We start from the raw sequence: 18,712 nt of genomic DNA on the forward strand, positions 1-18,712 counted from the left end.
CCGCCTGTCCGACGACAGACCGAGGGGACCCATGGCCACCTACCTGTACCGACTGGGGCACTTCAGCTTCCGGCGAAGGCGCGCCGTGCTGGCGGTCTGGATCGCCCTGCTGATCGCGGTCGGCGGCGCCGCCGGCGCCTTCGCCGGCAAGACCAGCGACGAGTTCAAGGTGCCGGGCACCGAGGCGCAGAGCACGCTGGACCGGATCAAGGACACCTTCCCCGAGCAGGGCCACGGCTCCGCCCAGGTCGTCTTCGCCGCCCCGGCCCCCGGTGGCGCCACCACCCCGGAGGCGGGCGAGGCGATCGGCGAGGCGGTCGGCCGGATCGCCGCCGTCCCCGGCGTGGCCGCGGTGCCCGACCCGTACGCGACCGGAGCCGTCTCGCCCGACGGCCGGGTCGCGATCGCCCTGGTCTCCTTCGACCACAAGCTCGCCGACGTCACCGACCGGCAGCGCGAGGCCGTGAAGGCCGCCGCCGAGCCGGCCCGCGCGGCCGGGCTGGACGTGGCCTTCGGCGGCGACGCGTACAACCGGATGGCCGAGATCGAGGGCGGCGCCGAGGCGGTCGGCCTGGTGGTCGCCGGGGTGGTCCTGGTGATCACCCTCGGCACGCTGGTCGCCGCCGGGCTGCCGCTGCTGACCGCCCTGGTCGGGATCGGCGTGGCGATGGCCGGGATCCTGGCGCTCTCCGGCTCCTTCGAGATCATCACCACCGCGCCGGTGCTCGCCCTGATGGTCGGCCTCGCGGTCGGCATCGACTACGCGCTGTTCATCGTCTCCCGGCACCGCCGCCACCTGGACGAGGGGCTGGAGCCGGACGAGGCCGCCGCCCGGGCCACCGCGACCGCCGGCAGCGCCGTCGTCTTCGCCGGACTCACCGTGGTCGTGGCGCTCGCCGGACTGGCCGTCGCGGGCGTCCCGTTCCTCACCGTGATGGGCCTGGCCGCCTCCGCCGCCGTCGTGGTGGCCGTCCTGGTGGCGATCACCCTGCTGCCCGCGCTGCTCGGCTTCGCCGGCCGCCGGATCGACCGGCTGCCGGTCTGGAAGCGGGCACTGCGCACCGGCGGCCGCACCACCCTGGGCGAGCGCTGGGGCCGCTTCGTGGTCCGCCGTCCGCTGCCCGTCCTGCTGGTCGGACTGGCCGGTCTCGGCGCCCTGGCGGTGCCCGCCGCGAGCCTGGACCTGGGCCTGCCGGGCGGCGGTTCGCAGGCCGCGGGGACGGACGCGCGCAAGGCGTACGACCTGGTCGGCGACAGCTTCGGGCCGGGTTTCAACGCGCCGCTGGTGGTCGTGGTGGACGCCGCGGGCGCGCCGCGGCCCGAGCAGGCGGTGCAGGGCGTGGCCGCGGAGCTCCAGAGCCTCAGGGGCGTCGGGACGCTGCTGCCGCCGGCCGTCGACCAGGCGAGCGGCACCGCGCTGGTGACCGTCATCCCGCGGACCGGTCCCGACCACGCGGACACCAGGGCGCTGGTCAACGAGATCCGTGACCGGAAGGCGGAGTTGAAGGCGGCGACCGGCGCGGACATCGCCGTCACCGGCACCACGGCCGCCAACATCGACGTCTCCACCAAGCTCGGCCAGGCGCTGCCGCCGTTCCTCGCGGTGATCGTCGGCATCGCGGTGCTGCTGCTGGCGCTGGCGTTCCGCTCGGTGCTCGTCCCGCTCAAGGCGGTGGCCGGCTTCCTGCTCAGCGTCACCGCCTCGCTCGGCGCGGTGGTCGCGGTCTACCAGTGGGGCCGGCTGGACGGGTTGATCGACGTGCCCAAGGTCGGCCCCGTGGTGAGCTTCGTGCCGATCCTGCTGATCGGCGTGCTGTTCGGGCTGGCGATGGACTACGAGCTGTTCCTGGTCTCCGGGATGAAGGAGCAGCACGTCCACGGCGCGGCGCCGCGCGAGGCCGTGGTGGCCGGTGTGCGGAACGGGGCCAGGGTGGTCACCGCGGCCGCGCTGATCATGGTGGCGGTGTTCGGCTCGTTCGTCTTCGGCCACGACCCGATCGTCCAGCCGATCGGCTTCGCCCTCGCGGTGGGCGTGCTGGTGGACGCCTTCGTGGTGCGGATGGCACTGGTGCCGGCCGCGATGGCACTGTTCGGCAGGGCCGCCTGGTGGTTCCCGAAGCGGCTGGAGAAGGTCGTGCCGCGGGTGGACATGGAGGGCGAGCAGCTGATCGCCCGCCTGAAGGAGCAGGAGCAGGAGCCGTCGGCGAAGGAACCGGCCGGGATCTGACGGACAGGGGCTGACGGCCGGGGTCTGACGGAGGGGGCCGACGGCCCGTACGAGGCGCCCGGTGGGACCGTTCCCGCCGGGCGCGCCGTCGCGCCCCGGGCCGGGACCGGGGGGTTACGGCTGCGGCAGCCGCTGCTCGAACCAGACCACCTTGCCGGTGCCCAGCCGGGTCGCGCCCCAGCGGTCCGCGCACCGGGCGACTATCTGGAGCCCGCGTCCGCGTTCCTCCTCGGGACCGGTGCGGCGCGGGCGCGGCAGCAGCGGGCTGTCGTCGCCGACCTCGCAGCGCAGCCGGGAGGTGCGCACCAGGCTCAGGGTGACCGGCCGGGTCGCGTGCTGGACGGCGTTGGTCACCAGCTCGCTGACCATCAGCTCGGTCGCCTCGCAGAGCTGGTCCAGCCCCCAGCGGCGCAGCGTGTGCGCGGCCAGCCGGCGGGCCCGGCCCGGCGTCTCGTTGCGCGGCTGGAGGTACCAGTGCGCGACGTCCCCGGCCGGGATGCCGTCGAAGCAGGCGCCGAGCAGGGCGATGTCGTCGCCGCGGTCGCCGGGCGGCAGGATCCGCAGCGCCTCCTGGCACAACTGCTCGGGGGACTGCCAGCGGGCCGCGGCGATCCGGGCGCGGAGCAGCTCCAGGCCGTCGCTGATCGGGCGGGTACGGGTCTCCACCAGGCCGTCGGTGAACAGCAGCAGCGCCGAACCCGGCGGCGCGGGCAGTTCGACCGAGTTGAAGTCCACCCCGCCGACGCCGATCGGCGCCCCGGAGTCCAGCTCCACCAGCTCGGCCGTCCCGTCGGGGCGGACCAGCACCGGCGGGACGTGCCCGGCGTTGGCCATCACCACCCGGTTGGCGATCGGGTCGTACACCGCGTACACGCAGGTGGCCAGGTGCTGTTCGCGGCCGAGCCGCTGGGCCTGCTCGTCCAGGTGGTAGAGCACCTCGTGCGGCGGCAGGTCGAGGGCGGCCAGGGTCTGGGCGCTGGTGCGCAGCTGGCCCATGATCGCGGCCGAGGTGAGCGAGTGGCCCATCACGTCGCCGACGATCAGGGCGACCCGGTTGCCGGGCAGCGGGACGGCGTCGTACCAGTCGCCGCCGACCTGCGCGCCGCGCTCACCGGGCAGGTAGCGCTGGGCGATCCGCACACCGTGCGACTGCGGCAGGCGCAGCGGCAGCATGCTGCGCTGGAGTTCGTTCGCTATCTCCCACTCGCGGGCGTAGCGCAGCGCGGTGTCCACGGCCAGCCCGGCCTGGGTGGCGAGGTGCGCCGCGGTCGCGGTGTCCGCGGCGTCGAAGACCGGGCGGCCGGTGCGTTCGGGAGGGCGGCGGATCAGTATCAGCAGCCCGAGGACGGCCTTGCGGCCGCGCAGCGGCAGGGCGAGGACGGAGGTGCCGGCCGCCAGCCGGGCCACCCCGCGGGGGCCGTACAGCTCGCGGAGCAGGACCTCGGTGCGCGCGGCGCCCGGGGTGCCGAGGACGGCCGGTTCGGCGGGGCGGCGGCTCAGCAGGGCGTGGGCGAGCGCTCCGCCGCGGGTCACCGGGGTGGCCGGGCCGCCGTCGGCGGTGGAGCGGGCGCCGTAGCGGGAGCGCCGCCGGTCGTCCAGACCGCTCGGGCGGCCGCGGCGGCCGATTCGGGTGCCGGTGCTGTGGTGTATCCGCAGCTCCTCGGGGAAGCCGGGCTCGCGTTCCACGTTGGGCAGCGGGTCGCGCAGGTGGACGACGGCGGCGTCGGCGATGGTCGGGACCAGCACCCGGCCGATGTTGCGCAGCGTCGCGGCGAGGTCCAGGGCGCTGTTGATCCGCCGGGTCGCCGAGTCGAGGTACGCCAGGCGGTCCGCCATCTCGGTGCGCTCCGGACGCGCGGCCGTTCGCCTCGCCGGGCCCGCAGGCGCTGCCGGGGCCAGGGTCAGGGCCGGTGTCACGGCCGGGGCCGGGGCCGGGACCTGGCGGCGCTGGCCCGGGACGGCGGTCGGCTGCTCCGCCTCGGTCTTGAGCTGGTCGCGCACGGCTGCCTGTCCTGGATTCGGTGTGGTCGGTGAGCTGTTCTGTTGCGCGGTCGCGGGTGCGGCCTGCTGTCCCGGTTCGATCAGCCGACGCGTCGACAGCACAGGAACAGCTGTTCCTCCGGCGGCAGCGAGGTACTGGCCGGCGCGTACGGATGCCCCGAGCACTCCTCGACGGCGAAGCCGGCCGAGACCAGAACCCGCTCCAGATCCTCCCTCAGATACCCACTGATCCGCAGCTCTCTGCCAAGGAACGGAAGCGGAACGTGATCCAGGTCAGCCTCGACCATACCGAGCGCCAGCAGTCCGCCCGGCCGCAGGAGTTCGCGCAGCCGCCCGAGCACGGTAGGGATCTCGTCCTGGGGCAGCAGGATCAGCGAGAAGAACGCGGTGACGGCGGCGAAGCGGCCCCGGCCGTCCGGCCCCAGTCCGGGGGCGTTCCAGACCCGGTCCGCGCGCTCGGTGGCCAGATCGTACAGGTCGATCCGATGGAACACCGGCGGGAATTCGCCGGGGAAGCCGGTCCGCCCGGCCAGGGTGAGCATCCCGTCGGAGAGGTCCACACCGGTGACCCGGAGTCCGGCGGCGGCCAGCTGGCGGACGGTCGGGTCACCGGTGCCGCAGCCCACGTCCAGGACCCGGGCGCCGGGTTCGAGCCCGGCGAGCAGCCGCCGGCCGCAGGCCAGCTGTCCATCCTTGGCGGGGAAGGCCTCGCCGTACCCGTTGCCGATGGTGTCGAAGGCGACCGCCTGCAGGGCCCGGGCCGCCCGGCGGCGCCGTACCTCGGGCTCGTCGTCCCCGGCGTCCTCGCCGACGGGGAACGGGTCGGATATCTGTCCGGTCGTCACGTTGCGAGGCACCCTTCCACCCGTGGCCTCCGGTGGCTCCTCCGCGGCCTCTCGGGCCGCTGCCGGTGGCGGTACATCACGCTCTGCGTACCACACGGACGGACTGCACCCCGATGCGTTTCCGGCAGACACTCGTGTGCGTACTGGCATCTGAGAATATGCGTGATCACTGCGCCATGGGGTCCCTTTCCGGCCAACTCGCCGTACTTGGTCCGGTGTGGCCGGAGTTGCGGAAGCACGAGGGTGCGGGCGGGGTTGTGCGCCGGAGCCCGCACGCCGGACGGCGCGCCTGGAGGGCGTCGATGACCTGCGGTTTCTCCGATCCGTGGGCTGAATATCTGACGTTTATCGAACGTCAATCGGTCCGGTGCACAGTGGAGTCCAGCGCCGGGGAAGCGTTGAGGGCGCTCCCGCAGCCGGGGGGCTGCGGGAGCGCCAGCGCGCGGAACGGGGGAGGTGCTCCGTTGGGGGACGGAGGCCTTACGGCGCGGGGGGAGAGAGGGGCTCGGTGTGCTGCTGGGAGATGAGGTCCGCCACGGGGGAGGCCTCAGGCACACCGAGCCGAGTGAAGATCGCGTGCGCCTCCTGGAGACAGGCGAGTCCACGGGCCGGCTGGGCGAGCGTCAACAGGGCCTCGCCCAGCGTGGCGTTCGCCAGCCCCTGGCAGTAGGCGGAGTCCATCTCCTGCCCGATCGCCAGCGACTCGCCGGCCGCCGAGGCGGCCTCGGCGGGCTGCTCGGAGACCAGCAGGGCGGAGGCGAGCCTGGCCAGGGTGTAGCCCTCCCACAGCGAGTTGCGCTGGGCCCGGTACAGCCGGTGCGCCTCCCGCAGGTGCGGCACGGCCTCGCCGCCGGGGAGCACCACGCCCAGCTGGTAGAGGGTCTGGGCGAGCAGCGGACCGTTCCTGGACGCCCTGGCGGCGGCGACGCCCTCCTCGGCGGAGCGGATCGCCGTCCCGGTCATGCCGAGCCGGTGCTGCACCCGGGCCATGTTGCTGACGATCCTGGCCTCGAGGACGGGCGCGGCGACGGCCTGGCTGGTGGCCCTGGCCTGTTCGAGGAACGGCAGCGCCTCCGCCGGACGGTTGCCCACGTTCAGGATCACGCCCAGCATGTTGGCCGTGGCGAGGAGGAGGACGGTCGGTTCGTCCGAGGCCTGGTGCTCCAGGCTCCGGCGGAAGGACTGCTCGGAGCCCTGGAAGTCGCTGGTGACGGACTGGAGGGTGCCGAGGACGAAGTACACCCGGGCGATCCCGGCGGAGTCGTCACGGCGCTGGGCGTCCTCGCCGATGGCCTCCAGGACCCGGAGCACGCGCGGGCCGCGGGTCGGGTCCGGGTCGATGCTGAACAGGTAGTTCAGCAGGTCGATGGCAGCACGTTGCAGGGTTCCGGGGCCGCTCGCCGCCGCCTCGGCCGCGCTGAGCACCAGGGCACCCTCGGTGCCGAGCCAGTCCTGGGCGGCCTGGCTCGTCGGCAGGTCGAGACCGGGCGAGGTGAGAGTGGTCAGCAGTTCGGGCAGCTGGTCGTCCGGCTCGATGACCTGTGCCGCGTTGCGCACGGTCGGGATCAGCAGGCCGAGCAGCCGCAGAACCGCCTGCTCCTGCTCCTCGGTGTCCCCGATCCGCTCGTTCTGCCGCTGGGCGTAGAGCCGGAGCAGGTCGTGGTAGCGGTAGCGGCCGGGAGTGAAGCACTCCAGCATGTTCGCCTCGACCAGCGCCTCGGCGAGGTCCTCGGCGGTGTACTCGTCCATGCCGAGCAGCGCCGCGGCGGCCGCCAGCGGGATGTCGGGGGAGTCGATCAGGGCGAGCAGCCGAAAGGCGCGGGCCTCGGCCGGGGACAGCTGTCCGTAGCCGAGCCCGATGGTGGTCTCCACGGCGAGGTTGCCGAGCTGGAGCTCGTCCAGCCGCCGTCGCTGATCGGCTAACCGACGGGCCAGGTCGGAGACGCTCCAGCGCGGACGGCTGGCCAGCCGGGCGGCGGCGATGCGGACGGCCAGCGGCAGGAAGCCGCAGGCGGTGATCACTGCCGCGGCGGCCTCCGGCTCGGCGGCGACCCGCTGCTCACCGACGATGGCCGAGAAGAGCGCCAGCGCCTCGTCCGAGGTCAGCTCCTCGACGTCGAAGAGCTGTGCACCCGGGATGCCGGCCAGCCGGGAGCGGCTGGTGGCGAGCACCGCGCAGCCTGAGACGCCTGGGATCAGCGGCCGGATCTGGTCGGCGTCGCGGGCGTTGTCCAGCAGGATGAGCATCCGCCGGTTGGCGAGCAGCGAGCGGTAGAGGGCGGAGCGCTGTTCGAGCGAGTCGGGGTTCTCGGTGACGCCGAGCGCGTGCAGGAAGTCACCGAGGACGACGACGGGGTCGGCCGGCGAGGTGCCGGCTCCACGCAGGTCCACGTACAGCTGGCCGTCGGGGAACTCGGCCCGGACCCGGTGGGCGACGTGCACCGCGAGGGTGGTCTTGCCGACGCCGCCGATGCCGGCCAGCGAGGTCACCACCACGGCCTGCCCGGTGGCGTTCATCAGGACCGCGGAGAGGTCACCCACCAGCTCGGTACGGCCGCTGAAGTCCGATACGTCAGCCGGGAGTTGGGCCGGGGCCGGGGTTGCGGCCGAGCCGTCGTCGCGGGCGACGGGGGCGGACGAGGCGGAGAGGAGGAGAGCAGGGTCGGCCGCGAGGATGCGTGTGTGCATCGTGGACAGGCCCGCGCCTGGTTCGACCCCGAGCTCCTCGATCAGCAGCTTGCGGGTGTCGGAGTAGACGCCGAGCGCCTCGGCCTGGCGTCCGCAGCGGTACAGCGCCAGCATCAGCAGCTCGCGCAGGCGCTCGCGCAGCGGGTGCTCGGCCGTCAGGTTGTTCAGCTCGCCGACGACCTCCGCGTGCAGGCCGATGTCGAGTGCGGCGGCGCACAGCTCCTCGGCGGCGGTCACCTGGCGTTCGGCGAGCCGGAGCCGCTGGCTGTCGGCGTAGGGGCCGGGGATGCCGGTGAGCGGGCGGCCGCTGAACAGGTCCAGCGCCTGCGCCAGCAGTCGGTGGGCCTCGTGCCTGTCGCCGGCGGTCCTGGCGGCGGTGGCCTCGGTGGAGAGCCGTTCGAAGACCGTCAGGTCGAGCGCCTCGCCCGGGATGCGCAGCGCGTACCCGTCCGCGACCGAGACCAGCAGCTCGGCGGGCCGGCGGATCTCCCGGCGGGGCTCGATGACGGAGCGCAGGCGGGAGACGTAGGTCCGCAGCGCGGCCACGGCCTGGGCCGGAGGCCGTTCGCCCCAGAGCGCGTCGACCAGGTCCTGCGTGGCGACCGGGCGTCCGGAATGCAGCAGAAGGGCCGTCAGAACGGCTTGCTGTTGGGGGGATCCGAGGGGGACGGGGTTGCCGTCGAGCCAGGCCTGGACCGGGCCGAGGACTTGGAAGCGCAGCGCAGAGGCCTGCGGCGTCTCCCGAAACTCCATGAAGTCCCCCGATGGCCTGTGGTGTCGATTCCGTGAAAGGGCGCTCGGCGGTCCGCCGCGGTGCTTCAGCTTAGGCGGACGCCCGACTCTGCCGGACGGCACCGCAAGTCGCACGATGTTTATCGGACATTTAATCAACCCTACGATACTGTCCCCGCGCCCGTGCCATGGAGGCCGGGCAAGACACATTTGATGACCGAAAGGCGGCCGCCCAATGGCCAACGACCAGAGCGAGAACCCGGTGGCGTCGAAGCCCGAGAACGAGGCGAAGACCGAGGCCCCGGCCGCCGCTGTGGAGGCGGGCAAGGCTGTCGAGGGTGCGGTCACCGCGGCCTCGAACCCGGCCGAGTACGCCGCGCCGACCGACGAGCAGAAGGCGGACATAGAGTCCGGGCTTTTCGGTGACGAGGCCGAGCACGTGGTGGAGCCGACTGCGCCGGCCACCGGTGAGCCGGGCAAGAAGTACGTGCCGGAGAGCGTCGTGGGCGGCCACCCGTAAGCCGTTTCCGGTCGAGTGCCCCCGTGCCCCCGTCCGGGACGGGGGCACTCGTCTGTTATGTGCGCGTCGCTTCACGCGGTGGGCGCGCCGGTGGCCGAAACGTGCCGGTGGTGCACTCATGGTGACCGGCGATATCCGTAACGTGCCCGACGGCGGGTACGGGGCGTTCCGGAATTCCGGATTCACCCGGGGGGATTGCGGCGGTCGGAATGTTGCCGTTTGCCTGCGTTTTGCCGAAATCGACGGAGAAGATCGTATTCGGCTGAATCGCCGGGCCCGGGGGCGGGGTCGACCTGGTGCGGTTCGGCGGTCCATTCCCGGCCGCCCGTCTCGGGGCGCAGGTAGTGCTCGCCGCCGATGGTGTCCATGTAGACGCCGGTGCGTCCGGTCCTCCGGTCGAGGACGAGTTCACCCACGTGTGGCCGGTAGGCCGGGGCGTTCCGCTGTCGGGTGCTCACCGTGCTGCTCCTCGCTCTGGTCGGCGACTGGCCGGCATCTCTAGAGAAGCTAATATCTCTAGAGATGTCAACGATCGTCGTATCTGCTTACCGGCGACCGTGGGCGCGCCTACGATTTGTCCCAGGCAGAGGGAGCGGAGATGACCGGCAGCAGTGGCGGCAAGCAGCCCAAGTACCAGCGGATCGCCGAAGCGCTGAAGACGGCCATCGACGCCGGCCGGTACCGCGCGGGGGACCGCCTGCCCGGCGAGAACGACCTCATGGACGAGTACGGCGTGGCCCGGATGACCGCCCGTCAGGCGCTCGGCGTGCTGCAGAGCGAGGGCCTCGCCGAGGCGCGCCGCGGCGCCGGGGTGTTCGTCCGGGAGTTCCGGCCGCTGCGCCGGCGCGGCATCCAGCGGCTGGCGCAGGGGCAGTGGGGCTCGGGCCGGTCGATATGGTCGGCGGACATCGACAACCGCAGCCTGGTGGTCGACCAGGTGTCCGTCACCGAGCAGGGCGCGCCCGAGCACGTGGCTCGGGTGCTCGGGGTCGATCCCGGCGCCCCGATGTGCGTGCGGCACCGCCGCTTCGTCCTGGACGGCAAGCCGGTGCTTCTCTCGACCTCGTACCTGCCCGCCGTCCTGGTCGCGGGCACCGCCATCACCCGTGAGGACACCGGCCCCGGCGGCACCTACGCCCGGCTCGCCGAGATCGGCGCCAAGCCCGTGCACTTCCGCGAGGAGGTCCGCTCCCGGATGCCCGGCGCGGAGGAGTCCGCCCGGCTGGAGCTCGCCGCCGGCACCCCGGTCATCCTGATCTGCCGCACCGCCTTCGCCGACGAGGGCCAGGTCGTCGAGCTCAACGAGATGATCCTGGACTCCGCCTCGTACGTCCTGGAGTACGACTTCGACGCCTGAGCGCCACAGCGGCAGTCAGTCGGCGGCGGCCCGGCGGATGTCCCGCTCGCGCAGCTCACCGACGACCCGGGCGACAGTGGCGAAGTCGTCGTCCACGTGCAGCACGGTCATGTCGTGGTGAACGGCGGTGCCGGCGAGCAGCAGGTCCGCCAGCCCGGCCGCCCGGTGCTGGCTCTTCTGGGTGAGCTTGTACTGGGCGGTGTCGATCCAGTCCCAGATCGACTTCGGGGCGTTGACGACCGGGCCGAACAGTGCCGCGAGTTCGTCCTCCAAGTCGTCCCGGTGTGCCGAGTTCCGGGCGGAGAAGAGGATCTCGATCCGGGTCGACTTGCTGATCCTGATCAAGCCGGACTCGATGTGCCCCCGCCACTGCGACCGGAGTTCCCGCTCCGACACCAGCCGGACGTAGGCCGAGGTGTCGATGAGGAAGCTGTCGATCATTCGGCTTCCTCGCGCTGTGCCCGCTTGCGGGACTCGTACACCCGTATGGTCGGCTCGAACTCGCCGGCGGCGGCCCGGCGGGACAGCTTCTCCAGGGCTTCCAGCCGCTTCAGCCGGTTGACGTAGTCGGTGAGGGCGTTGTTGATGGTGTCCTTCTTCGTCGTCGTCCCCATCAGCCGCATGGCCTCCGCGAGAACCTTGTCGTCGACGTCGACGTTGGTCATGCTCACCTGTACACCTCCGTGGATGACGTGGGTGATCCACCTATGCCGTCCACGGTACCCACGTTCGGTCCGCACCGGCAGACACGGCCGCCCCGGCCGCGGGGGCGGCCGGGGCGGCGAGGGGGCGTGCGGGAGTGTTCTCCCGGGCGGGCTACTCCTTGGAGCGGATCCGCAGGCTGGTGATCAGCGGGCCCTCGGTGGTCTCGCGGAAGAAGTCGTTGCCCTTGTCGTCGACGACGATGAAGGCCGGGAAGTCCTCGACCTCGATGCGCCAGACCGCCTCCATGCCCAGCTCGGCGTACTCCAGCACCTCGACCTTCTTGATGCAGTCCTGGGCGAGGCGGGCGGCCGGGCCGCCGATCGAGCCGAGGTAGAAGCCGCCGTGCTCGGCGCAGGCGTCGGTGACCTGCTTGCTGCGGTTGCCCTTGGCCAGCATGACCATCGAGCCGCCGGCCGCCTGGAACTGGTCGACGTAGGAGTCCATCCGGCCGGCCGTGGTCGGGCCGAAGGAGCCGGAGGCGTAGCCCTCGGGGGTCTTGGCCGGGCCCGCGTAGTAGACCGGGTGGTCCTGGAGGTACTTGGGCATGCCCTCGCCGGCGTCCAGGCGCTCCTTGATCTTGGCGTGGGCGATGTCGCGGGCGACCACCAGGGTGCCGGTGAGCGAGAGCCGGGTCTTCACCGGGTACTTGGACAGCTCGGCGCGGATCGCGGACATCGGCTGGTCGAGGTCGACGCGCACCACGTCGTCGTCCAGGTGCTCGTCGGTGGTGTCCGGCAGGTACTTCGCCGGGTCGGTCTCCAGCTGCTCCAGGAACACGCCCTCGGCGGTGATCTTGCCGAGCGCCTGGCGGTCGGCCGAGCAGGAGACGGCCATCGCGACCGGCAGCGAGGCGCCGTGGCGGGGCAGCCGCACCACGCGCACGTCGTGGCAGAAGTACTTGCCGCCGAACTGGGCGCCGATGCCGATCTTCTGGGTCAGCTCGGTGACCTTGGCCTCCAGCTCCAGGTCGCGGAAGCCGTGGCCGGTCTTCGCGTCGCCCGAGGTCGGCAGGTTGTCCAGGTAGTGCGCCGAGGCGTACTTGGCGGTCTTCAGCGCGAACTCGGCGCTGGTGCCGCCGATCACGATGGCCAGGTGGTACGGCGGGCAGGCCGCGGTGCCCAGCGAGCGGATCTTCTGCTCCAGGAACGAGAGCATGCTCGCCTCGTTCAGGATGGCCTTGGTCTCCTGGTACAGGTACGACTTGTTGGCGGAGCCGCCGCCCTTGGCCATGAACAGGAACTTGTACGCGTCGCCGTCGGTGGCGTACAGCTCGATCTGGGCCGGCAGGTTGTTGCCGGTGTTCTTCTCGTCCCACATGGTCACCGGGGCCATCTGGGAGTAGCGCAGGTTGAGCTTGGTGTACGCGTCGAAGACGCCGCGCGCGATGGCGGACTCGTCGCCGCCCTCGGTCAGCACGTTCTGGCCGCGCTTGCCCATGACGATCGCGGTGCCGGTGTCCTGGCACATCGGGAGGATGCCGCCGGCCGAGATGTTGACGTTCTTCAGCAGGTCGAGCGCGACGAAGCGGTCGTTGGGGCTGGCCTCCGGGTCGTCCAGGATGCGGCGCAGCTGGGCGAGGTGGGCGGGGCGCAGGTAGTGCGAGATGTCGTGCATCGCCTCGGCCGTCAGCAGCCGCAGCGCCTCGGGCTCGATCTGGAGGAAGGTGCGACCGCCCGCCTCGAAGGTGGAGACACCCTCGGAGGTCAGCTTGCGGTACGGGGTCGGGTCAGCGCCCAGGGGGAGCAGGTCGCTGTACTCGAAGTCTGGCGTGGGAGCCATGGGGGCGGTCCTTAGGTATCCAGTTGGTCCGGCTGCGTCGGCGAAGCACCATCCAGGGTAGGACCCGGCGGAAGTCGGCATGCGGACAGGTGGGCCTTGCGTGACCGGGCTCACTCGCGCCCCAGTTCGAGCGACTAGGCTGACCCCGTGGAAAACTCGCCGTCGCAGGACGATCCGGGGCAGCCTCTGGTGCCGGCGCCCGTACCGATGACCAAACCCGAACCCAAGCCCGCGCTCAGGCCCGAGGGCGGGGCCGCGGCGGCGCCACGGCCGCACGCGCCGGTCGCGGAGGCGGAGCTGCGCGTCTCCGACGCCGACCGCGAGAAGGTCGCCGAGCTGCTGCGGGACGCCTACGCCGAGGGCCGGCTGGACGCCGACGAGCACGCCGAGCGCATCGAGGCCGCCTACGCCGCGAAGACCTTCGGGGACCTCGCGCCGCTGACCAGGGACCTGCCGGCCCGTCCGCTGTCCTTCGAGAAGCCGCCGCTGAACGCCCCGCAGGCGCCGCCGCAGCCGCCCGCGCGCCAGGAGTCCCCGTGGGTGGTGGCCGTCTTCGGCGGCGCGTCCCGCAAGGGCCGCTGGCGGGTGGGCTCGAAGCTGAGCGCCTTCGCCGCGTTCGGCGGGGTGGAGATCGACCTGGGCGACGCCGTGTTCGAGTCTCCCGAGGTGGAGATCACCGTCATGGCGCTGTTCGGCGGGGTCGACGTCCGGGTGCCGGAGAACGTCAGCCTGCACGGCAGCGGGATCGGCCTGTTCGGCGGCTTCGACGTCCGGGAGCAGACCGCGGCGGACCCGTACGCTCCGGTTGTCCGGGTCAAGGGCCTTGCCCTGTTCGGCGGTTGCACCGCCAAGCCGCGCCGCGGCAAGAAGCTGAAGGAGTGGGTGCGCCGCCAACTCGGCACCGACTGAGCACCGTTGATCTGCACGGCGCCCGGCCCGGGGGCAACTCCCGGCCGGGCGCTCGGCGTTGCGGCCGGTGCGCTGCGTAGTCGTTTGCGTGCAGTGTGCATGAATCGCGGCCGGGCGGGGTAGTTCCTTCCGCACATCGCTTCTTGTACGGCTGCGCACCGGAGGCGGCCGAGCGGCCGTGCCGGGGTTGGACAGCGGGGGCTCGCAGCCGGCAGCGGAGCGAGGGGTCCCCGTGTCCGAGAGCCTCGTCAGGAGTACGGCCGTGCTGCATCCGATCGAGTCCCGCACCACCTCGCCAGTCGCCGCCGCGCAGGTACTGGAGCGCCGCCCCGGCGTCCGGCCGCAGCCGCAGCCCCCGGGCGGTCCGGCCGGTGCCCCCGCGGGCGACGACAATCCCTGGCACACCGGCGCGGCGTGCCGCCGGGACGAGGTGGGGTTGTTCTTCGCGCCCTCCAAGGAGCCGACGGCGGCCCGGTTGTCGCGCGAGGAGCAGGCCAAACAGGTGTGTGCCCGCTGCCCGGTGCTGCTGGAGTGCCGCGAGCACGCGCTGGCCCAGCCGGAGCCGTACGGGGTCTGGGGCGGGCTGACGGCCGCCGAGCGGCGGGTGGTGCTGGCCCGGCGCCGCCGCCGGGACACGGAGCTGCGCGAGGCGGCCAGGGTGGCGGCGGCCGCGCGGCGCCGGATAGCCGGGTGACGGCGGGTCCGAGAGGGGACGGAGGACGCGCCGCGGCCCCGGCGGAGGGGGATTCCGCCGGGGCCGCGAAGCGCGTTCTTCCGGGCCTCAGTTGGCGCGGTCGAAGTCGATCGCGCTGTACGCCCGCAGCTTCGAGAGCTTGTGGGTGGAGTTGATCTCGCGGATCGTGCCGCTCTTGGAGCGCATCACCAGCGAGCTGGTGGTGGCGGTCTCCGAGCGGTAGTGCACGCCGCGCAGCAGCTCGCCGTCGGTGATGCCGGTGGCGACGAAGAACACGTTCTCGCCGCTGACCAGGTCGTCGGTGGTGAGCACCCGGTCCAGGTCGTGGCCGGCGTCCAGGGCCTTCTGCCGCTCGGCGTCGTCCTTGGGCCACAGCCGGCCCTGGATGACGCCGCCCATGCACTTCATCGCGCAGGCCGCGATGATGCCCTCGGGGGTGCCGCCGACGCCCATCAGCAGGTCGACGCCGGTGCCCTCGCGGGCGGCCATGATGGCGCCGGCCACGTCGCCGTCCGAGATGAACTTGATCCGGGCGCCCGCCTCGCGGATCTCCCGGACCAGGCTGTCGTGGCGCGGGCGGTCGAGCACGACGACGGTGACGTCCTCGACGGCGCTGCCCTTGGCCTTGGCGACCCTGCGGATGTTGACCGCCGGCGGGGCGGTGATGTCGACGAACTCGGCCGCCTCGGGGCCGGCCACCAGCTTGTCCATGTAGAACACGGCGCTGGGGTCGAACATGGTGCCGCGGTCGGCGACGGCCAGCACGGCCACCGCGTTGTTCATGCCCTTGGCGGTCAGCGTGGTGCCGTCCACCGGGTCCACCGCGACGTCGCACTCGGCGCCGGTGCCGTCGCCGACCCGCTCGCCGTTGTAGAGCATCGGGGCTTCGTCCTTCTCGCCTTCGCCGATGACGACGATGCCGTTCATCGAGACGGTCGAGACGAGGGTGCGCATCGCCTTGACGGCGGCGCCGTCCGCGCCGTTCTTGTCGCCACGTCCGACCCACCGGCCGGCGGCCATCGCGGCCGCCTCGGTGACCCTGACGAGTTCGAGCGCGAGGTTCCGGTCGGGAGCCTCCGGCGCGACCTCCAGGGCACTGGGAAGGTGGTGAGGGTACTGCGCGGTCATCGTCGTTACCTCTCTGTACGCGACGGCCAGTAAGCGCCCGACTACTGCCTGGTCGAACGCCGTGGTGAGGGTCCTGCGATCGTATCTGCCCACGAGATGACTGTCTGTGGCGCGGGTCGCTGCCCCGGGCGGAAACCACCGTTTCGTTCCGTTTCACCCGTGCGTGAACACCCCTGGTGAGTGTCGCGTGATGTGGATGAGTCACCATGTGGGGGTGGCAGCAGACAGCAAGGGCATGAGGGGCCGGCAGACCGTACGGGACATGGTCCTGTCGATGCTGGCGGTCGGTTTCGTCGTCTGGATCGGATACCTGTTCCTCCCGCACGACGCCAGCGGCGACCCGGTGCACGCGGTCGAGTACAAGGTGGCGGCGGCCTCGGCCAAGCGTGCCGCGCCGTATCCGCTGCTCTCCCCCGAGGGGCTGCCGGACAAGTGGCGGGCCACCTCGGTCAGCTACCGGCCGGCCGACATGAACAACGGCAAGGGCAACGCCTGGCACCTCGGTTTCGTGACCCCCTCGGGCCAGTACGCGGCGATCGAGCAGAGCGACGCGAAGCGTGACGCGCTGGTGGCCGACTACGTCACGGGCGCCAAGCCGGACGGCACCTCCGACGTGTCCGGCCGCAGCTGGGACCGGGTGCAGGGCGAGAAGGCCCGCGCGCTGGCCGCCCAGACCGGCTCCGGGACCACCCTGCTCACCGGCACCGCCTCCTACGAGGAGCTGGCCGAGCTGGCGCAGGCGCTCAAGTAGCCCCGCCCCCGCGCCGCTCCTCCCGCGCACGCCGAAGGGCCCCGCACCGGACGAACCGGTGCGGGGCCCTTCGCGCGGGACGGGTCAGACCGTGGTGACGACCTCGTCGTAGGCCAGGCGCGGCGAACGCGGGAACCAGGCCTCCTCGCCCGGCTTGCCGATGTTGACCACGGCCAGCACCGAGTGCTCGCCGTCGCCGAAGAACTCCTTGTTGAGGCCCGCGGCGTCGTAGCCGGTCATCGGGCCGGCGGCCAGGCCGGCGGCGCGCACGCCGATGATGAAGTAGGCGGCCTGGAGGGCGCCGTTCAGCGTGGCGGACTGCTCGCGGACGCTGCGCTCCGAGAAGAACATGTCCTTGGCCTGCGGGAAGTGCGGGAGCTGGGTCGGCAGCTCCTCGTGGAACTCGTTGTCCGCGGCCAGGATGGCGACCAGCGGGGCGGCGGCGGTCTTGGCCTTGTTGCCGTCCGCCAGGTGCTGGACGAGGCGCTCGCGGCCCTCGGCCGAGCGGACCAGGACGACGCGCAGCGGCTGCTGGTTGAAGGCGGTCGGGCCGAACTTCACCAGCTCGTAGATGGCCTGGATCTGCTCCTCGGAGACGGGCTCGTCGGTGAAGGTGTTCGCGGTGCGGGCCTCACGGAACAGCAGGTCCTGAGCGGCGGCGTCGAGTACCAGGGCGTCGGTGGTCATGCTTCTGCACCTCAAGCGGAATTGGGGTTCGTCGGTGTGATCGGCCGTGGCCGTTCACTTCCACCAACATAGGTGAATATTCAACGATTCCCCAAGTCGATGTGACCCACGTCACTCACCGCCCGGCGTCACTCGCCGCCCCGGGCCCCGTCCTCCTCGGCGGCCAGCGCGGCGTCCAGCCGGGCCCGGGCACCGTCCAGCCAGCGCTGGCACACCTTGGCCAGCTGCTCGCCGCGCTCCCACAGGGCCAGCGACTCCTCCAGCGACGTCCCGCCGGTCTCCAGCTGCCGGACGACCTCCAGCAGCGCGTCCCTGGCGTGCTCGTAGCCCAGCGCGTCGTCCGGGTTCGGTGCCGCCGTCGCGTCCTGCTGTTCCCGCTGCTCTGCCATGGGTGCCAGCGTAGGGGCTCGGGCCGACACTCCCCAGCCCCCGGCGTCGCCGGCTACCCGGGCGCCACGGTGACGTCGAAGCCGCCGCCCGCCACCCTGGCGTGCAGCCCCTCGCCGGGAGCGGCCTGCGCCGGGTCGGTCACCACCGTGCCGTCCGCCCGCTGGAGCACCGCGTAGCCGCGCTCCAGGGTGGCCGCGGGGGAGAGCGCGACCACCCGGGCCAGGGTGTGCCCGAGGTCGCTCTGGGCGTGGTCCAGCCGGTGCCGCAGGGTGCGCCTGGCCCGCTCCAGCAGGCCGTCCACCTCCTGCCCGCGGCCGTCCAGCATCCGGTGCGGGGCGGCCAGCGACGGGCGGCTGCGCAGCCCGTCCAGCCCGTGCTGCTCGCGCTCGACCCGGGACCGCACGTGCCGGCGGGCGCGGTCCCGCAGCTGGCGGACCTTGGCCAGCTCCTCGCCGACGTCGGGAACCACCCGTTTGGCTGCGTCGGTCGGGGTGGAGGCGCGCAGGTCGGCGACGAAGTCCAGCAGCGGCTGGTCCGGCTCGTGCCCGATCGCGCTCACCACCGGCGTACGGGCGGCCGCGACCAGCCGCACCAGCCCCTCGTCCGAGAACGGCAGCAGGTCCTCCACGCTGCCGCCGCCGCGGGCCACGATGATCACGTCCACCCCGGGGTGCTCGTCCAGCTCCCGCACGGCCGCACTCACCCGCTCCACCGCGCTGACCCCCTGCACCGGGACGTTGCGCACCTCGAAGCGGACAGCCGGCCAGCGCCGCCTGGCGTTCTCCAGCACGTCCCGCTCGGCCGCCGAGTCGCGCCCGGTGACCAGCCCCACGCACTGTGGCAGGAACGGCAGCGGCCGCTTGCGCTCAGCCGCGAACAGGCCCTCCCCGGCCAGCCGCCGCTTCAGCTGCTCCAGCCGGGCCAGCAACTCGCCCAGGCCCACCGGCCGGATCTCCGAGGCGCGCAGCGACAGCTGTCCGCGCGCCGCGTACCACTCCGGCTTGGCGTGCACGACGATCCGCGCGCCCTCCTGCACCACGTCCGCGACCTGGTCGAACACCGAGCGGAAGCAGGTCACCGTGAGGGACACGTCCGCCTGCGGGTCGCGCAGGGTCAGGAACACCACACCCGCCCCCGGACGGCGGCTGAGCTGGGTGATCTGCCCCTCCACCCAGACCGCGCCGAGCCGGTCGATCCAGCCGCCGATCAGCGCGGAGACCTTGCCGACCGGGAGCGGCGCTTCGGGGGAGCTGGTGTTGGCCATGCGTACGAGGCTAGCGGCGTCCGCCGACACGGCCG

Annotated in this window: 17 protein-coding genes; 6 read left to right on the forward strand and 11 right to left on the reverse strand. The window is 72.6% G+C overall.

What is annotated here, in order from left to right:
• Window positions 1-31 precede the first annotated feature (31 nt).
• Window positions 32-2,227: an MMPL family transporter gene (locus tag ACIQOW_RS11770; RefSeq protein ID WP_401083059.1), complete on the forward strand. Its 2,196-nt coding sequence runs from the start codon at window positions 32-34 to the stop codon at window positions 2,225-2,227.
• A 114-nt stretch (window positions 2,228-2,341) separates the two neighbouring features.
• On the opposite strand, the gene ACIQOW_RS11775 is transcribed toward ACIQOW_RS11770, so the two are convergent.
• The 3 genes from ACIQOW_RS11775 to ACIQOW_RS11785 all read right to left on the reverse strand — a co-directional run bounded on the left by ACIQOW_RS11775 (window position 2,342) and on the right by ACIQOW_RS11785 (window position 8,514).
• Window positions 2,342-4,228 carry a SpoIIE family protein phosphatase gene (locus ACIQOW_RS11775; protein WP_401083062.1) on the reverse strand — a complete coding sequence of 629 codons (1,887 nt, stop codon included), beginning with the start codon at window positions 4,226-4,228 and terminating at the stop codon, window positions 2,342-2,344.
• 80 nt (window positions 4,229-4,308) lie between these two features.
• The gene (locus ACIQOW_RS11780) at window positions 4,309-4,980 is read right to left on the reverse strand and encodes a class I SAM-dependent DNA methyltransferase (protein WP_401083725.1); all 672 of its coding nucleotides are present in this window, start codon (window positions 4,978-4,980) and stop codon (window positions 4,309-4,311) included.
• A gap of 573 nt (window positions 4,981-5,553) precedes the next feature.
• Entirely contained in the window at window positions 5,554-8,514 is a 2,961-nt protein-coding gene (locus tag ACIQOW_RS11785; RefSeq protein WP_401083065.1) for an AfsR/SARP family transcriptional regulator, read from the reverse strand.
• A gap of 214 nt (window positions 8,515-8,728) precedes the next feature.
• Here ACIQOW_RS11785 and ACIQOW_RS11790 point away from each other — a divergent pair, with 214 nt between their 5' ends.
• Entirely contained in the window at window positions 8,729-9,013 is a 285-nt protein-coding gene (locus ACIQOW_RS11790) for a hypothetical protein (RefSeq protein ID WP_188296142.1), read from the forward strand.
• Between the two features lie 182 nt (window positions 9,014-9,195).
• Here the strand turns inward: ACIQOW_RS11790 and ACIQOW_RS11795 are convergent, their stop codons facing one another.
• Window positions 9,196-9,471, reverse strand: coding sequence for a hypothetical protein (locus ACIQOW_RS11795; protein ID WP_401083069.1), 276 nt, complete (start codon window positions 9,469-9,471; stop codon window positions 9,196-9,198).
• Window positions 9,472-9,611: 140 nt separating this feature from the next.
• Here ACIQOW_RS11795 and ACIQOW_RS11800 point away from each other — a divergent pair, with 140 nt between their 5' ends.
• Window positions 9,612-10,370 (forward strand): GntR family transcriptional regulator, encoded by a 759-nt coding sequence (locus ACIQOW_RS11800; protein WP_401083072.1) that lies wholly within the window; start codon window positions 9,612-9,614, stop codon window positions 10,368-10,370.
• A 15-nt stretch (window positions 10,371-10,385) separates the two neighbouring features.
• Here ACIQOW_RS11800 and ACIQOW_RS11805 read toward each other — a convergent pair whose 3' ends face one another.
• From ACIQOW_RS11805 to ACIQOW_RS11815, 3 genes are all read right to left on the reverse strand, one after another.
• Complete coding sequence (locus ACIQOW_RS11805) at window positions 10,386-10,808, reverse strand: PIN domain-containing protein (RefSeq protein ID WP_401083727.1); 423 nt, start codon at window positions 10,806-10,808, stop codon at window positions 10,386-10,388.
• A complete protein-coding gene (locus ACIQOW_RS11810; protein ID WP_401083075.1) occupies window positions 10,808-11,041 on the reverse strand; it encodes a type II toxin-antitoxin system VapB family antitoxin in 234 nt (77 codons plus the stop codon). The genes ACIQOW_RS11805 and ACIQOW_RS11810 overlap by 1 nt, the downstream gene beginning before the upstream one ends.
• Before the next feature lie 145 nt (window positions 11,042-11,186).
• A complete protein-coding gene (locus tag ACIQOW_RS11815; protein ID WP_401083078.1) occupies window positions 11,187-12,854 on the reverse strand; it encodes a fumarate hydratase in 1,668 nt (555 codons plus the stop codon).
• 207 nt (window positions 12,855-13,061) lie between these two features.
• On the opposite strand from ACIQOW_RS11815, the gene ACIQOW_RS11820 reads away from it, so the two are divergent.
• Both ACIQOW_RS11820 and ACIQOW_RS11825 read left to right on the forward strand, forming a co-directional pair.
• A complete protein-coding gene (locus ACIQOW_RS11820; protein ID WP_401083081.1) occupies window positions 13,062-13,763 on the forward strand; it encodes a DUF1707 domain-containing protein in 702 nt (233 codons plus the stop codon).
• A gap of 316 nt (window positions 13,764-14,079) precedes the next feature.
• Window positions 14,080-14,457 (forward strand): WhiB family transcriptional regulator, encoded by a 378-nt coding sequence (locus tag ACIQOW_RS11825; RefSeq protein WP_223244097.1) that lies wholly within the window; start codon window positions 14,080-14,082, stop codon window positions 14,455-14,457.
• 87 nt (window positions 14,458-14,544) lie between these two features.
• Here the strand turns inward: ACIQOW_RS11825 and glpX are convergent, their stop codons facing one another.
• Window positions 14,545-15,585: a class II fructose-bisphosphatase gene (gene glpX / locus ACIQOW_RS11830; RefSeq protein WP_188296149.1), complete on the reverse strand. Its 1,041-nt coding sequence runs from the start codon at window positions 15,583-15,585 to the stop codon at window positions 14,545-14,547.
• Between the two features lie 214 nt (window positions 15,586-15,799).
• On the opposite strand from glpX, the gene ACIQOW_RS11835 reads away from it, so the two are divergent.
• Complete coding sequence (locus tag ACIQOW_RS11835; protein WP_401083085.1) at window positions 15,800-16,336, forward strand: DUF4245 domain-containing protein; 537 nt, start codon at window positions 15,800-15,802, stop codon at window positions 16,334-16,336.
• A gap of 84 nt (window positions 16,337-16,420) precedes the next feature.
• Here ACIQOW_RS11835 and ACIQOW_RS11840 read toward each other — a convergent pair whose 3' ends face one another.
• From ACIQOW_RS11840 to xseA, 3 genes are all read right to left on the reverse strand, one after another.
• A complete protein-coding gene (locus ACIQOW_RS11840; RefSeq protein WP_401083088.1) occupies window positions 16,421-17,023 on the reverse strand; it encodes a malonic semialdehyde reductase in 603 nt (200 codons plus the stop codon).
• A 128-nt stretch (window positions 17,024-17,151) separates the two neighbouring features.
• Complete coding sequence (locus tag ACIQOW_RS11845) at window positions 17,152-17,412, reverse strand: exodeoxyribonuclease VII small subunit (protein ID WP_401083091.1); 261 nt, start codon at window positions 17,410-17,412, stop codon at window positions 17,152-17,154.
• Window positions 17,413-17,465: 53 nt separating this feature from the next.
• Window positions 17,466-18,677: an exodeoxyribonuclease VII large subunit gene (gene xseA / locus ACIQOW_RS11850; RefSeq protein WP_401083094.1), complete on the reverse strand. Its 1,212-nt coding sequence runs from the start codon at window positions 18,675-18,677 to the stop codon at window positions 17,466-17,468.
• Window positions 18,678-18,712: the final 35 nt, after the last annotated feature.

This window comes from Kitasatospora sp. NPDC091335 (assembly GCF_044757205.1).
GTDB lineage: Bacteria > Actinomycetota > Actinomycetes > Streptomycetales > Streptomycetaceae > Kitasatospora.